This is a genomic window from Micromonospora sp. TSRI0369, from assembly GCF_001905625.1.
GTDB lineage: Bacteria > Actinomycetota > Actinomycetes > Mycobacteriales > Micromonosporaceae > Micromonospora > Micromonospora echinospora_A.
In genome coordinates, this window is sequence record NZ_LIVU01000010.1 from 29,252 (window position 1) to 44,388 (window position 15,137).

A 15,137-nucleotide genomic window follows, 5' to 3' on the forward strand; every position below is an offset into this window, starting at 1 on the left:
CACCGATGGGACCTTCGATGACCAGCGACTCCCCCCTCGCCCCGCACGCCGGCCTGTCCACCGTGAAGGCCGCGAAGCTCGCCGCGGTCGGCCTGCTGGCGGACCGCAAGGAACGCCGCGAGCTGGAACGGCCGGTGGAGGCGGGCAGCCGCCGCCTCACGCTGAAGGTGGAGCGCCCGATCTTCATCCTGGGCGCCCCGCGTTCCGGCACCACGTTCCTGGGCAGTTGCGTCGGCGCGCTGCCGGACGTGTCGTACCACTTCGAGCCGCGCCTGACCAAGGCGGTCGCCCGCTGTGTCTACGAGGGAAGCTGGACGCCGCAGCGGGCCGCCCGCTACTTCCGCGGCTACTACGGCGCGCTGCTCGCCGCGTCCGGGCACGGCGGGTTGCGCTTCGCCGAGAAGGACCCGGAGAACTGCTTCATCGTGCCGTTCCTGACCGAGGTCTTCCCGGACGCGGTCTTCCTGCACGTCTACCGCGACGGCCGGGACGTGGCGGTGTCGCACGCCGAGCAGCCCTGGCTGAACGCCGCGTCCACGGGCACCGGCCGCAGCGGCCGGGGCGGTACGCCGTGGGGCGCCGCGCCGAGGTTCTGGGTGGAGCCGGAGCGGCGCGAGGAGTTCACCCGGGTCTCCGACCTGGGCCGGTCGGCCTGGATGTGGCGGCGCTTCACCGGCAGCGCGCTGTCCCAGCTCGCCGAGCTGCCCGCGGACCGGGTCCGCCACCTGCGCTACGAGGACGTCGTCACCCGGCCGGCGGAGGCCGCCGAGGTGGTCGCCGACTTCCTTGAGGTACGCGACCCGGCCGGCCGGGCGGCGTTGCACGCCCGCTTCGCCAAGGCCCGGCCGGGCTCGGTGGGACGCTGGCGGCAGCGACTGACCGAAAAGGATCTGACCGACGTGCTGGACCAGGCCGGCCCGCTGCTGACCGAGCTCGGTTACCCCGCCTGAGCGCGCCTCCCCGGGTAGAGTGCCAGGGGTCGCCCGCCCGGCCCGGCGTGCCTCTCCGCTGACGCGGATCCGTCAGGGCCCACACCGTGCCGGCGACCGTCCTGGGGAGAGGTTGCGGTGGTACGACGGTTACGACTGACGATGGCTGCCGTGCTGGGCCTGGCCTTGCTGGCGCCGGCGGTGACGGCCTGCGAGATCGGCTCCGATCGGTCCGACGAGGGGACCACCGCGGCGCCGCCCCCACCGACTGTGACGCCGCGGACCGCGCCGGTCCGCACCACCGGACGGGGGCCGGAGCCGCCGGAGCAGGGGGCCTGGCTCGGCACCTGGGTCAAGCCGCAGTACCACACCGCCACCGGGCGGGCCGCCGCGTTCGACGAGTTCAACCGGGCCGCCGGCGGCACGCTCGCCATCGCGCACATGTTCCACGAGTGGAACGAGCCGTTCCCGGGCGCCAGCGAGCGGGCGTTCCAGGCCCGGGGCAAGCTCCAGATGATCTCCTGGCAGGGCACCGACACCCGCTCGACGGTCAGCGGCACCTACGACACGCTGATCCGGGAACGCGCGCGGGACGTCAAGGAGTTCGGCGTTCCGGTGCTGCTGCGCTACCGGTGGGAGATGGACCGGCCCAACCTGGCCGCGAGCATGCACTCACCGGAGGACTACGTCGCCGCATGGAAACACGTCCGCGGCATCTTCACGGAGATGGGCGTCACCAACGCGGCCTGGGTGTGGTGCCCGCACGCGGACGGCTTCGCCGAGCCGCAGCGACGGGCCGCCGCCTACTACCCCGGTGACGACCAGGTCGACTGGCTCTGCGCCGACGTCTATCCCAGCCCGGAGTGGAACAGCTTCTCCAACCGCATGGACCACTTCATGGCGTTCGCCAAGAAGCACCCACGGCCGGTCATCATCGGCGAGTACGGCCTGACCCAGGACGGGCGTCCGGGCCAGCGGGCCGACTGGATGCGCGAGGTCGGGCCGTACCTGAAGAAGCACCCGCAGATCAAGGCGGCGGTCTACTTCGCGGCGCGGCAGACGCAGAAGCCGATTTACGACAGCACGTTCGGCGACGACCCGGAGAGCGAGAAGGTCTTCCGGGAAATGGCGACGGATCCGTACTTCCAGCCACCGATGCCCGACCTGAGTGTCTCCTCAGGGCAACCCTCCGTGTCCGGCGAGTGATCGTCGCTCGTCTTTTCGTGTGACCCGGGCCGTTTCCTCGGCCAAAAAGGCCGATCCCGGGTGGACGCGCGACCGGCGAATGCGAGAAGGTATTGCTCTCACGTCTGCGGTCGGTCGAGTGACGCCCCGCCTCAAGTCGGCACCGGCCACGATCGCAGCGCCTCCGACGTATTCCCCCCGGAGTAGCCTGTGGCTTCCTCGATCCTGAGACACCGCTCGGTGTCCGCCTTCGGCGCTGCCGTACTCGGCATCGCCACCCTGTTCACACCGGTGCCGGCGCTCGCCGCGCCGGCCACCGCGCCCGCGCCCGACCACAGCACGATGGTCGGCGAGGTGCCCTCGGACAAGACGCCGAACATCAACGACGGCAACGTGGTGGCCATCCACGACGCCGGCAGCAAGGTGATCGTCGGCGGCTCGTTCACCAACGCGCAGAACCGGGGTTCCTCACCCACCCCGGTCGACCGCCGCGGGCTGCTCGCCTTCGACAAGGCCACCGGCAAGATCGACAATGCGTTCGCGCCGGTGCTGGACAATGACGTCACCGCCGTCATCGCCGGCCCGACCCCGGGCACTGTCTACGTGGCCGGCAAGTTCAACAAGGTCGGCGACAAGAACTTCCGCAAGCTGGCGCTGCTGAACGTCGCCGACGGCACGCCCGTCGAAGGTTTCAAGGGCCCGGCGTTCAACGGCACCGTCAACGACATCGCGCTCGTCGACGGCCACCTGCTCGTCGGCGGCATCTTCACCACGGCGACCGCGACGATCACCCGCAACGGGCTCGCCTCGCTGAACCCGACCACCGGCGCGGTGGACGACTACCTCACCGTGTCGCTCACCGAGAACCACAACTGGACCCCGACGAACAACGGGGCCTCGGCCGGCGTCGGCGTGGAGAAGTTCACCGTCTCGCCGGACGGCAAGCACCTCGTGGTGATCGGCAACTTCAAGAAGGCCGACGGCGTCGTGCACGACCAGATCGTGCGGATCAACCTGGGCGCCAACTCGGCCACCGTCGCCGACTGGAACACCGACGGCTACTCCGCGGCCTGCAAGTACACCGCGTTCGACTCGTGGGTACGCGACGTGCAGTTCTCCCCGGACAGCAAGTACTTCGTGGTGGTCACCACCGGCGCGTCCTACCCCGGCACGCTCTGCGACTCCGCGGCCCGCTGGGAGACCGACGCCACCGGCGCCGGCCAGAAGCCGACCTGGACGAACTTCAGCGGCGGCGACACCTTCCTCTCCGTCGGCATCAGCGAGAAGGCCATCTACGTCGGCGGCCACTTCCGCTGGTCGAACAACCCGCTCGCCCGGGACAAGGCCGGACCGGGTGCGGTGCCGCGTGCCAGCATCGCGGCCCTCGACCCGGTCAGCGGCCTGCCGCTGTCCTGGAACCCGGGCCGCCACCCGCGCGGCTACGGCGTCACCGAGATGCTGGTGACCCCGGAAGGGCTCTGGCTGGGCAGCGACCAGGAGTACATCGGCGACTTCGACTACCAGCGCAAGCGGCTCGCCTTCTTCCCGCTGGCCGGCGGCAACGCACCGCACTCGACAAGCACCAAGGGCCTGCCGGGCAACGTCTACCAGGCCGGTCGCGCGGCGCAGACCGAGGTGCTCTACCGGGTCAACGCCGGTGGTCCGGCCATCCCGGCCACCGACGGCGGGCCGGACTGGGCCGCCGACAGCGAGGCGTCGCCGAGCCCGTACCACAACACCGGCAACAGCGTGACGACGTACACGACGAACGCGGCCTTCGACGCCACAGTGCCGGCGAGCACGCCGGCCACGCTGTTCAACTCGGAGCGGTGGGACGAGGCGACCGCGCCGGACATGCAGTGGGACATCCCGGTCGCGGCCGGCACCCGGATCGACGTCCGGATCTACATGGCCAACCGCTGGTCCGGCACGAGCAAGCCGGGCAACCGCAAGTTCGACGTCAGCGTCGACGGCGTGCTCAAGCTGAACGACTTCGACCCGGTCGTCGCCGCCGGTGGCACCGACCGCGGCACCATGCAGTCGATCTCCCTGGTCAGCGACGGCGTGGTCGACATCGACTTCGCCCGGGTGGTCCAGAACCCGCTGGTCCACGGCATCGAGATCGTCAAGACCGCGCCCACGCCGGACGCCTCGGACGTGCTCTACCGGGTCAACGCCGGCGGCGACCAGATGGCCGCGCCCAGTGGCCCGGCCTGGGCGGCGGACACCGCCACCGCGCCGAGCACCTACCACAACACCGGCAGCCAGGTGACCAGCTACACCACCAACGCCGCGCTCGACGCCACCGTGCCGTCCGGCACGCCGGTCGAGCTGTTCAACTCGGAGCGGTGGGACGAGTCGACCGCGCCGGACATGCAGTGGGACTTCCCGGTTCCGGCCGGCACGCCGGTGCAGGTGCGGCTCTACCTGGCCAACCGCTACGCCGGCACCGCCACCGCCGGCAAGCGCAAGTTCAACGTGAGCATCGACGGCGTGCTCAAGCTGAGCAACTTCGACCCGATCACGGCGATCGGCGCCACCAACCGGGGCACCATGCGGGCGTTCCCGGTCACCAGTGACGGCAACATCGACATCGACTTCGGTCGCGTCCTGGAGAACCCGCTGGTGCAGGCCATCGAGATCGTCAAGCTGCCGCCGGTGCCGCCGTCCACCACCGTGGACAGCATCACCAAGCGGACGTACGACGGCGCGTCCTCGGTCGGCAACGCGATGTCGGTGCCGAACGGCGACAACACCGGCTGGTCGACCGTCAAGGGCGCGTTCTGGGTCGGCGGCGACCTGTTCTACGGCGTCGGCGGCGACCTCTACAAGCGCTCGTTCGACGGCACCGAGTTCGGCACCGCGAAGAAGCTGGACCCGTACCACGACGCGAAGTGGGACCTGGTCGTCACCGGCTCCGCGCCGGAGGGCTCCACCTACGCCGGCATGACCGGCAACTTCTCCGCCGAACTGCCGAACGTGACGGCGATGTTCTACAAGAGCGGCCGGATCTACTACTCGCTGGCCGGTCAGAGCACGCTCTTCTGGCGCGGGTTCGCGCCGGACACCGGCACCGTCGGCGCCGAGCGCAACACGGTCACCGGCACCACCGGCTTCGCCGACGCGGGCGGCCTGTTCCTGGACGGCGACACGCTCTACGTCGTCTCCCGGAGCACCGGCAACCTCGCGTCGATGGCGTGGTCCGACGGCGTGCCGACCGGTACCGCCACGGTGCGCAGCGGCCCGAGCGTCGACGACGTGGACTGGCGCGGCACCTCGGTCTTCGTCGGCCCCTGACGGGCGGCGCGACCGAAACAGAACAGATACGACGATGGCCCGGCCGGTATCGGCCGGGCCATCGCCCGTTCCGGCGCCCGTCGCGCCGGGCCGGTTCAGCTCCGGGTCGGCGCCTGCCGCCCCGCCCAGACCCGCATCAGATCGCGTACCGAGATCACTCCAGCCACCTCACGCCCGTCGAGCACGACCAGGTGCCGGAATCCGCCCCGGGCCATCGCCGCGGCGGCCTCCTCGATCGTCCAGTCCGGGCCGGCGTAGACGACGTCCCAGGTCAGGTGCGCGCCGGTGCGTTCGACATCCGGGTCGAGCCCGGCACCGATCGCCTTCAGCACGTCGCGTTCGGTCATGATCCCGACCCCCTCGGAGTCCGGGTCGATCACGACCGCCGACCCGACACCGCGGGCCGACATCATCCGGGCCGCCTGCCGGAGCGTGTGCTCCGGCCCGACCACGAGTACCTCGCTGGACATCGCTTCGCGTACCTGCATCACACATCACCCCTGTGGGACGGCGACTGAGTACGGACATGGTGAGCCCTCGATACGCACCGGGACAAGGACGGGCATCGCCGGAAACGGTGCGGATGGCTACTGTCGGAGGGTGCCCCGAGAGCCCCTGCGCTGCGCCGGCGCGCTGATCGTCGACGACGACGGCCGCATCTTCATCCAACGCCGATCTCCCGACCGACGCCTCTTCCCGAACTGCTGGGACATCGTCGGCGGCCACCTCGAACCGGGTGAGGAGATCGACGACGCGCTGCGCCGGGAGGTCACCGAGGAGACCGGCTGGTCCGTGTCGCACGTGCTCGGCCTGGTCGGCGAATACCGCTACACCGCCGACGACGGGCTGGCCCGGGTGGAGACCGACTTCCTGGTCCGGGTGGACGGCGACCTGAGCCGGCCCCGGCTGGAAGCCGGCAAGCACACCGAGTTCCGTTGGCTGGCGGAGTCGGACGTCGCGCTGCTCGACGAGCACCGGGACGTCAACGACGGGCTCATCCGGCGGATCGCCGAGGACGGGTTCGCGGCGCTGCGCTCGATCGGGCTGACGGGCTGAACCACTGCCGGTCGGCGCCCGGCGATATCCTCGCCCTGTGGAATCGGGTCGAGAAGAGAAGCGTGTCGGCATGATCGGGATGGTGCTCGCCGCGGGAGCGGGGCGCCGGCTGCGGCCGTACACCGACACCCTGCCCAAGGCCCTGGTGCCGGTCGACGGGGAGACCACCATCCTCGACATCGCGCTGCGCAACCTCGCCGAGGTGGGGCTGAACGAGGTCGTGATCGTGGTCGGCTACGCGGCCGACGCGGTGCGGCAGCGCCAGGCCGCCCTGGAGGAGAAGTACGGCGTCACGCTCACCCTGGTGCACAACGACAAGGCCGAGGAGTGGAACAACGCGTACTCGCTCTGGCTGGCGCGCGAGTACTTCTCCCGGGGGGTGCTGCTCGTCAACGGCGACACCGTGCACCCGGTGAGCGTGGAGAAGACGCTGCTGGCCGAGCGCGGTCCGGGCATCCTGCTCGCCGTGGACACGCTCAAGCCGCTGGCCGAGGAGGAGATGAAGACCACCTTCGACGCGGCCGGCCAGCTCACCCGGATCACCAAGCTGATGGACCCGGGCGAGGCGTACGGCGAGTACATCGGCGCGACGCTGATCGAGCCGCAGGTGGCCGAGCCGCTCGCCGACGCGCTGGAGGCGACCTGGCGGCGCGACCCGAACCTCTACTACGAGGACGGCTACCAGGAGTTCGCCGAGCGCGGTGGCGAGGTGCGGGCGGCCCCGATCGGTGACGTCTCCTGGGTCGAGGTCGACAACCACGCCGATCTGGCCCGGGCGCGGGAGATCGCGTGCCGCTACTAGCCCGCAGCGTCCTCACCCCGCTGCACATCGACGTGCGGCGGGGAGCGGTGGCCGACCTGGCGGCGATCCTCTCCGACGGCCGGATCTCCGCCGGTGGTGACGTCGCCGTGGTGGTCGGGCCGGGGCAGGGCGAGCGGATCGCCGAGCTGATCCGGCCGTCGCTGCGCTCGGCTGACGTGTTCACAGTCGCCGGGGGCACGCTGGACGCCGCCGACGACCTGGGAGCGAAGCTGCGCAGCCGGTCGTACGACGCGGTGGTCGGCATCGGCGGCGGCAAGACGATCGACGTGGCCAAGTACGCCGCGACCCGGCGCGGCTTGCCGATGGTCTCGGTGGCGACGAGTCTCGCCAACGACGGCATCGCCTCCCCGGTGGCCAGCCTCATCACCGAGGGCCTGAAGGGCTCCTACGGCGTGCACATCCCGATCGCGGTGATCGTCGACCTGGACTTCGTGGAGGCCGGGCCGGAACGGCACAACCGGGCCGGCATCGGCGACGTGATCAGCAACATCAGCGCGCTCGCCGACTGGGAACTGGCCCGGCGGGTACGCGGCGAGCGGGTCGACGGGCTGGCCGCCTCGCTGTCGCGCGCCGGCGCCGAGGCGGTGCTCAACCACCCGGGCGACATGAGCGACGACGGCTTCGTCACGGTGCTCGCCGACGCGCTGATCTCCAGTGGCCTGGCGATGGCGATCGAGGGCACCAGCCGGCCGTGCAGCGGCGGCTGCCACGAGATCATGCACGCGATCGACGCGCTGTTCCCCGGCACCGCCTCGCACGGCGAGCTGGCCGGGCTCGGCGCGCTGTTCTGCACGTACCTGCGCGGCGACGAGCGCCGGTTCGCCGAGATGGCGGCCTGCCTGGCCCGGCACGGGCTGCCCCGGCTGCCCGCCGAGGTCGAGCTGACCGACGACCAGTTCGTGGAGGCGGTGCAGTTCGCCCCCGCCACCCGGCCGGACCGCTACACCATCCTCGAACACCTCGCGATGTCCGCTACCGAGACGCGGGAGCGGCTGGCAGACTACGCCGGTGCCCTCCGCGACCACATTGGCTGAGCCCCGTCCCACAGTCGCCGACTTCCACCGGGTCAACCGGGGAGGCGGCCTGTTCAGCGAGTCCATCAGCCAGTGGATCGGGGCCGCGTTCGCGCTTGCGGCCCAGCGGTTGGGGCTGCGCCCGACCGCGCTGACGCTGGCCAACCTGGTGCTCGGGCTGGCCGCCTCGGTGACCGTGGTGGCGCTCGCCGACGACGTGGCCGCGGGCACCGTACCGGCCTGGGCGGTCGGGCTGTTCGCGCTGGTCGCGTGGCAGATCGCGTACGCGCTGGACTGCGCCGACGGGCAGCTCGCCCGGGTGACCGGTCAGGGTAGCGCGGCCGGCGCCCGGATCGACGTGCTCTGCGACGTGGCCGCCCAGATCGCGCTCGTCGCGGCCATCGGCGCGACAGCCGTGGCGCAGCGCCCGTCCACGCCGGTCTGGCTGGTGGCGGTGTTCGCGGGCACCTGGATGGTCAACCTGGTGACCTCGGTGATGCAGTCCGGGCCGAACGCGGCGAGCATGGTCACCTCGACCTCGCTGCCGGTACGCCTGGTCAAGCTGGTTCGCGACTACGGCGCGGTGATCTTCGTGGCCGGCCTGGTGCTGGCCTTCGCGCCCGCGCTGGCGTTCTGGGTGATGGTCGCGTTCACGATCGTCAACGGCGGCTTCCTGCTGGCGAGCATCGCATTCTCCGCCCGCGCCTCCCTGCGGTAAGGAAGGGCCCCTTCTTAACGCCTCGTGCATAAAAAGGGGCCCTTCCTAACACCTGGGCTCAGCACACACCTGGGCTCAGCGCGCGGGACGGCCTCCGGGGGCGGCCAGGCCGGCGTACACGTCGATCAGGCGCTTGGTGATCACGTCGGGGTGGAACGTGCGCTCGTAGCGGCTGCGGGCCGCCGGGGCCAGCGCGGTCGCCTCGGCAGCGGCCAGTGGCAGCGCCGCCGCCAGCGCGTCGGCCTCCGGCGCCACCACCCAGCCGGCCTCGCCGCGCTGCACCCCGACCGGCAGCGGAACCCGCCCGTCACCCGGCGCCGCGGTGGCCACCTCGGCCGGGCCGGTACCGGCTGGCTCGCGCGGGCTGTCCGCGCCCACCAGGTACGGAATGCCGCCCAGCGCGGTGCCGAGCACCGGCCGGCCGGCCGCCAGCGCCTCGATGATCACGGTGGGCAGCACGTCGTGCCAGGTGGAGGTGGCCAGCACCACGGAGCTGTCGGCCAGCGCCGCGCGTACCCCGGAGCGGTCGAGCTGGCCCAGGTAGAGCACGTCGGGCCGCTCGGCGGCGGCCGCCTCGGCGAGCGGGCGCAGCTCGCCGTCGCCGGCGATGCGCAGCGGGCCGAGCGCGCCCACCGGATGCCGCCGCCAGGCGGCGAGCAGCAGGTCCAGGCCCTTCTCGGGGCTGAGCCGCCCCATGAAGAGGAAGCCGTTCCCGGCCGGTGCCGGGGTGCCCGGGTCGGGCACCGCGTTCGGCTTGACCACGATCCGCTCGTCCGGGATGCCGTAGTCGCGCAGATGATCAGCGACTGCCGTGGTGAGCGCGATGTACCGGTCCACCGACTTCCAGGTCGGCCGGTGCACGGCGAGCGTGGTGGCCATCAGCGCGCTCTGCGCCCGCGAGTTGCGGTAGCAGCGGTGCACGATCGCCGGCACGCCCAGCGCCCGGCCCCGGCAGTCCTGGCAGATCACGCCGTCCCGGAAGTACAGGCCGGAGGAACAGACCTGCCGGTAGTTGTGCACTGTCTGCACCACCGGCACCCCGCGCTTGTGCGCGGTCCGCACCACCCAGGGCGAGAGCAGGGGGTACGGGTTGTGCAGGTGCAGCACGTCCGGCCGGTGCGCGGTGAGCAGGCGGTCCAGGTCGTGCTGGGCCTTCGGTGCCCAGATCGGCGAGATCGGCAGCAGCGCCTTGGCCGGCTTGGACATCGACGGGATCTCGTCGGAGCTGCGCAGGAACGGCAGCACCTCCACGCCGGCGGCGGTGAGCTGGGCGATCTCCGCGTCGACGATGGTGTTCTCGCCGGAGGGCTGGGCTTCCCGGTACCGGTTGTGCGCCACCACGATTCTCACGGGAAAGAAGGCTACCGTTGAACGGTGCCCGAACTTCCGGAGGTGGAAGCGCTCGCCGGTTACCTGCGCGAGCGTGCGGTGGGCCGCCGCGTCGAGCGGTTCGAGGTCGCCGCGATCAGCGCGCTGAAGACGTACGATCCGCCGCCGAGCACTGTCGCCGGCCGCACGGTCACCGGCGCCGGCCGGTACGGCAAGTTCCTCGATGTCCGGTTCGACGAGGGACTGCACCTGGTGGTCCACCTGGCCCGGGCGGGCTGGCTGCACTACCGGGAGGCGTTCCCGTCGGCGACCCCGCTGCGGCCCGGCAAGGGCCCGATCGCGGTGCGGGTACGCCTCGGCGACGGCTCCGGCTTCGACCTGACCGAGGCGGGCACCCAGAAGAAACTGGCCGCCTATCTGGTCACCGACCCGGCGCTGGTGCCGGGCGTGGCGAAGCTGGGGCCGGACGCGCTGGAGGCGGACCTGCCGACCTTCGCCGAGCGGCTGCGCAGCCGCCGGGGCCAGGTCAAGGGCGTGCTGACCGACCAGTCGGTGCTCGCCGGGGTGGGTAACGCGTACTCCGACGAGATCCTGCACGCGGCGCGGCTGTCGCCGTTCGCGATCACCGACCGGCTCACCGACGACCAGCTCGCCGGTCTGCACGCGGCCACCCGGACCGTCCTCGGCGACGCGGTACGCCGATCGATGGGGCAGCGGGCGGCGGAGCTGAAGGGCGAGAAGCGCTCGGGCCTCAAGGTGCACGCCCGTAAGGGCCTTCCGTGTCCGGTGTGTGGCGACACGGTGCGGGAGGTCTCGTTCGCCGATTCGAGCCTGCAGTACTGCCCCACCTGCCAGACGGGCGGGAAGCCGCTGGCTGACCGAAGGTTGTCCCGTCTCGTACGGTGAGTGACGACACCCGGTGATTACTGAGCGGAATCGGCCCGGGATCGCCGAAGGTCCCGGTCCGCCCCTCTACCCGAGTGGTCATCCATCGGTATAGTGGCTCGGTCCCCGGCTTCACAACTGATTCGGAGCCGGCCAGATCTCACCGAGCACCAGCGGCACGGCTTCTTCGCGGGGGTCGGTCCGGGTCGGGCCCGCGTGGGAGACTGGGACGGTGAGCGACCCGGGTCCTTACGGCGAGTGAGGGTGCGGGTCATGCGGGAGGACATGGGTTGAGGTGACGACAAGCCTCCAGCGCCCGGTAACCGACAGAGGCCGGAGCAAGAGCGTGCGGCACGTCGACAGCTTTGAGATCCAGCCGCCGACTCCGCCGTCGCACAACGGCGTACCCCGGTCGGCGTGGGCCCGCGCTCGGCGCCGGGTCTCCCGGTGGCACCGGCCCTACATCCTGTTCCTGCTGCTGCTCGACTTCGGCGCGGCGGCTCTGGCCAGCTTCCTGGCCGTGCAGATCTTCGAGCAGGCCGACTCGGGCTTCCGCAACTCGCCGCAAGCCTGGTTCTACACCGTGGCGTTTGTGCTCCTGCCGCTCGGCTGGCTGCTCTTCCTGTGGGGTAACCGGGCCTACGACCGGCGCTACCTGGGGCTCGGCCCGGACGAGTTCAAGCGGGTGATCCGGGCCGGCGTGGCGGTGGCGGCGGCGGTCTCGTTCATCGCCTTCGCCACGAAGACCTACTCCCTGTCCCGGTGGACTGTCGGCTTCGCGCTGCTCGGCGCAATGCTGCTGATCCTGCTCGGCCGCATGATCGCCCGGGCCGCCCTGCACGGACTGCGCCGCCGGTTCGGGCACGCCGGGCACCGGATGGTGCTCGTCGGCACGCTGCCGGAGTGCTTGGAGGTCTACACCACAGTCACCCGGCACCCGTCCGTCGGCCTGGTGCCGGTGGCCATCCACCTCACCGACGGGTACGCCGCCGCCCGCGGCCTGGAGACCCCGGTGCCGGTGTACGCGGGCCGCGACGTGCTCGCGCTGGTGCGTGAGGTCGGCGGCGACACCATCGCGGTCTGCGGCTCGGCCAGCGCCGAGCCGGGCGAGCTGCGCCGGCTGGCCTGGCAGCTGGAGGGCTCCGGCGTCGACCTGGTGGTCGCGCCCCAGCTCACCGACATCGCCGGCCCGCGGGTGCACATCCGCCCGATCGAGGGCCTGCCGCTGCTGCACGTCGAGGAGCCGACCCTGTCCGGGCCGGCGCTGCTGGTCAAGAATCTGATGGACCGGGTCGCCGCCGGGCTGGGCCTGCTGATGCTGGTCCCACTCTTCACCGCCATCGCCCTGGCCATCCGGATCTCCGACCCCGGGCCGGTCTTCTTCCGCCAGCCCCGCGTCGGGCACGAGGGGCGGACGTTCCGGGTCTGGAAGTTCCGGACCATGTACGTGGACGCCGAGGAGCGGCTGGCCGGTCTGGTCGACCGGAACGAGACCGACGGCATGCTGTTCAAGATGAAGCAGGACCCCCGGGTCTTCCCGGTGGGCCGCTTCCTGCGGGCCACGTCGCTGGACGAGCTACCCCAGTTGATCAACGTGCTGTGGGGCGAGATGTCACTCGTCGGCCCGCGCCCGCTGCCCGCCGACGACGGCGACTTCCTGGGCGACGTCCGGCGCCGGCTGCTGGTTCGGCCGGGCATGACCGGGCTGTGGCAGGTGTCCGGCCGCTCCGACCTGTCCTGGGACGAGGCGGTCCGGCTCGACCTCTACTACGTCGACAACTGGTCGCTGGCGTACGACCTGAGCATCCTGTGGCGCACAGTGGGCGTGGTGCTGGCCCGCAAGGGCGCGTACTAGCGCCGAGGGCACGGCACCCGGCAGGATCGCTGCGTGGGTGGCAACCTCTCCGCCGTCTTCGCCGTGGTCTCGCTCGTCACCGCGTTGGCCGCGGCGCTCTGGGCGGTACTGCGGCTGCGTGGGCGGCGGGGCATCGCCACGGCGACGCAGCGGGCCACGTACGAGGTGCTGCACACCGCCGGGCTCGCCGCCGAGCCGCTGCGCGCCGGGCTGACCGCCGCGGACGCGGCGAAGGCCGTACGCCATCTGCGGGCCCTGGTGGGCGCGGCCGGGCTGGCGCTGACGGACCGGGACACGCTGCTCGCCGTGGACGGGCAGGGCGCGCACCACGGTGACCAGCTGGTCGCGGCGGCCCGGCGCGCGGTCGGCAGCGGGCGCTCCACAGTGCTGGGCGAGTCGGAGCTGCGCTGCGACCTGGTCGACTGCCCGGTCCGCGGCGCGGTGGTGGCGCCGCTGCGCGCGGACGGCCGGGTGGTCGGCGCGCTGGTGGCGGTGGCCGGCGAGCGGCCGGCCCCGGGTCTGGTGCAGGCCACGCTGGAGACCGCGCACTGGGCGGGTGACCAGCTCGCCCTCGCCGAGCTGGAGTCGTCGCGGGAGCGGCTCGCCCGGGCCGAGGTGCGCGCGTTGCGCGCCCAGATCAGCCCGCACTTCATCTACAACGCGCTCACCGCGATCGGTTCGTTCGTGCGTACCGACCCGGAGCGGGCCCGGGAGTTGATCCTGGAGTTCGCCGAGTTCACGCGCTACTCGTTCCGGGCGCACGGCGAGTTCACCACGCTCGCCGAGGAGCTGCGCTCGATCGACCGCTACCTGACCATCGAGCGGGCGCGGTTCGGTGAGCGGCTCCAGGTGCGTCTTCAGATCGCCCCCGAGGTGCTGCCGGTGACGCTGCCGTTCCTCTGCCTGCAGCCGCTCGTGGAGAACGCGGTCCGCCACGGGTTGTCGCGCAAGCCGGGCACCGGCATGGTGAGCATCGAGGCCCGGGACGCGGGCGCGGAGTGTCACATCACGGTGGAGGACGACGGGGTGGGGATGGATCCGACGACGCTGACCGCCGGGATCGCCGAGGTCTCCGGGGCGGGCAGCGACCCGGCCGACGACCCGGGGCAGCACGTCGGCCTCTCGAACGTCGACGAACGGCTCCGGTCGGCCTTCGGGGACGGGTTCGGCCTGGTCGTCGAGACCGGCCTCGGCTCGGGTACGAAGGTGAGCATGCGGGTGCCGAAGTTCCACCCCGGCGTACGGGTTTCCTCGTGACCACGCCCGGTACCGGGTTCCTGCGTGTGCTGGCGGTGGACGACGAGCCGCCCGCGCTGGACGAGCTGGCGTACCACCTGCGCGCCGATCCCCGGGTGGCCCGGCTGCACACGGCGGGGGACGCGACCGAGGCGCTGCGGGTGCTCCGGGACGACGACGTGGACGTGGTGTTCCTCGACATCCGGATGCCGGGGCTGGACGGCATGGAGCTGGCACGGGTGCTGCGCCGGTTCGCCCGGCCCCCGGCGATCGTGTTCGTCACCGCGTACGACGACGGCGCGGTGGACGCGTTCGACCTGGGCGCCACCGACTACGTCCGCAAGCCGGTACGCGCCGAGCGGCTGGCCGAGTCGCTGCGCCGGGTGATCGGCGCCCGGGTGGTGCCGTCACACCCGGCCGCGCTGGCGCGGGCGGAGGAGGACCCGACCATCCCGATCGAGCTGGCCGGCACCACCCGGATGCTGCCCCGTTCGGCGGTGCGGTGGGTGGAGGCGCAGGGGGACTACGCGCGCCTGCACACGGCGGAGGGGTCGCATCTGGTCCGGGTCTCGCTTGCGACGCTCGCCGAGCGCTGGGCCGACGCCGGGTTCGTCCGCATCCACCGCTCCTACCTGGTGCAGTTGCGGCTCATCGCGGAGCTGCGGCTGGTGAACTCCGGCTACGTGGTGGTGATCGACGGCTCCGAGCTGCCGGTCAGCCGGCGGCACACCCGGGAGCTGAAGGACAAGCTGGTACGCGCGGCGAAGCAGGACTGGAGTCGCTGAGGGACGGGCCGCCCGGCAGGGCTGAC

Annotated in this window: 13 protein-coding genes; 11 read left to right on the forward strand and 2 right to left on the reverse strand. The window is 71.9% G+C overall.

Going from position 1 to position 15,137, the window contains the following annotated elements; all coding sequences use genetic code 11:
- Window positions 1–17 precede the first annotated feature (17 nt).
- From AMK25_RS26295 to AMK25_RS26305, 3 genes are all read left to right on the forward strand, one after another.
- Window positions 18–950: a sulfotransferase family protein gene (locus tag AMK25_RS26295; protein ID WP_073831073.1), complete on the forward strand. Its 933-nt coding sequence runs from the start codon at window positions 18–20 to the stop codon at window positions 948–950.
- Between the two features lie 141 nt (window positions 951–1,091).
- The gene (locus AMK25_RS26300) at window positions 1,092–2,135 is read left to right on the forward strand and encodes a glycoside hydrolase family 26 protein (protein ID WP_073831074.1); all 1,044 of its coding nucleotides are present in this window, start codon (window positions 1,092–1,094) and stop codon (window positions 2,133–2,135) included.
- A 189-nt stretch (window positions 2,136–2,324) separates the two neighbouring features.
- Window positions 2,325–5,411 carry a malectin domain-containing carbohydrate-binding protein gene (locus tag AMK25_RS26305; RefSeq protein ID WP_073831075.1) on the forward strand — a complete coding sequence of 1,029 codons (3,087 nt, stop codon included), beginning with the start codon at window positions 2,325–2,327 and terminating at the stop codon, window positions 5,409–5,411.
- A 95-nt stretch (window positions 5,412–5,506) separates the two neighbouring features.
- Here the strand turns inward: AMK25_RS26305 and AMK25_RS26310 are convergent, their stop codons facing one another.
- A complete protein-coding gene (locus AMK25_RS26310) occupies window positions 5,507–5,899 on the reverse strand; it encodes a CBS domain-containing protein (protein ID WP_073831076.1) in 393 nt (130 codons plus the stop codon).
- Between the two features lie 112 nt (window positions 5,900–6,011).
- On the opposite strand from AMK25_RS26310, the gene AMK25_RS26315 reads away from it, so the two are divergent.
- From AMK25_RS26315 to AMK25_RS26330, 4 genes are all read left to right on the forward strand, one after another.
- On the forward strand, window positions 6,012–6,467 hold the full coding sequence (locus AMK25_RS26315) for an NUDIX domain-containing protein (RefSeq protein WP_241826495.1): 456 nt from the start codon (window positions 6,012–6,014) through the stop codon (window positions 6,465–6,467).
- Window positions 6,468–6,537: 70 nt separating this feature from the next.
- On the forward strand, window positions 6,538–7,269 hold the full coding sequence (locus AMK25_RS26320) for a phosphocholine cytidylyltransferase family protein (RefSeq protein ID WP_043327756.1): 732 nt from the start codon (window positions 6,538–6,540) through the stop codon (window positions 7,267–7,269).
- Complete coding sequence (locus tag AMK25_RS26325) at window positions 7,257–8,324, forward strand: iron-containing alcohol dehydrogenase family protein (RefSeq protein ID WP_073831077.1); 1,068 nt, start codon at window positions 7,257–7,259, stop codon at window positions 8,322–8,324. Before AMK25_RS26320 ends, AMK25_RS26325 begins: the two co-directional genes overlap by 13 nt.
- On the forward strand, window positions 8,299–9,021 hold the full coding sequence (locus AMK25_RS26330; protein ID WP_030499403.1) for a CDP-alcohol phosphatidyltransferase family protein: 723 nt from the start codon (window positions 8,299–8,301) through the stop codon (window positions 9,019–9,021). The genes AMK25_RS26325 and AMK25_RS26330 overlap by 26 nt, the downstream gene beginning before the upstream one ends.
- A gap of 75 nt (window positions 9,022–9,096) precedes the next feature.
- Here AMK25_RS26330 and AMK25_RS26335 read toward each other — a convergent pair whose 3' ends face one another.
- Window positions 9,097–10,371 carry a glycosyltransferase family 4 protein gene (locus tag AMK25_RS26335; RefSeq protein WP_073831078.1) on the reverse strand — a complete coding sequence of 425 codons (1,275 nt, stop codon included), beginning with the start codon at window positions 10,369–10,371 and terminating at the stop codon, window positions 9,097–9,099.
- 24 nt (window positions 10,372–10,395) lie between these two features.
- Here AMK25_RS26335 and AMK25_RS26340 point away from each other — a divergent pair, with 24 nt between their 5' ends.
- From AMK25_RS26340 to AMK25_RS26355, 4 genes are all read left to right on the forward strand, one after another.
- Complete coding sequence (locus AMK25_RS26340) at window positions 10,396–11,256, forward strand: Fpg/Nei family DNA glycosylase (protein ID WP_073831079.1); 861 nt, start codon at window positions 10,396–10,398, stop codon at window positions 11,254–11,256.
- A 325-nt stretch (window positions 11,257–11,581) separates the two neighbouring features.
- Window positions 11,582–13,090: a sugar transferase gene (locus AMK25_RS26345; RefSeq protein ID WP_073831080.1), complete on the forward strand. Its 1,509-nt coding sequence runs from the start codon at window positions 11,582–11,584 to the stop codon at window positions 13,088–13,090.
- A 33-nt stretch (window positions 13,091–13,123) separates the two neighbouring features.
- The gene (locus tag AMK25_RS26350) at window positions 13,124–14,347 is read left to right on the forward strand and encodes a histidine kinase (RefSeq protein ID WP_073831081.1); all 1,224 of its coding nucleotides are present in this window, start codon (window positions 13,124–13,126) and stop codon (window positions 14,345–14,347) included.
- Window positions 14,344–15,111, forward strand: a complete 768-nt coding sequence (locus tag AMK25_RS26355; RefSeq protein ID WP_073831082.1) for a LytR/AlgR family response regulator transcription factor — start codon at window positions 14,344–14,346, stop codon at window positions 15,109–15,111. The genes AMK25_RS26350 and AMK25_RS26355 overlap by 4 nt, the downstream gene beginning before the upstream one ends.
- Window positions 15,112–15,137: the final 26 nt, after the last annotated feature.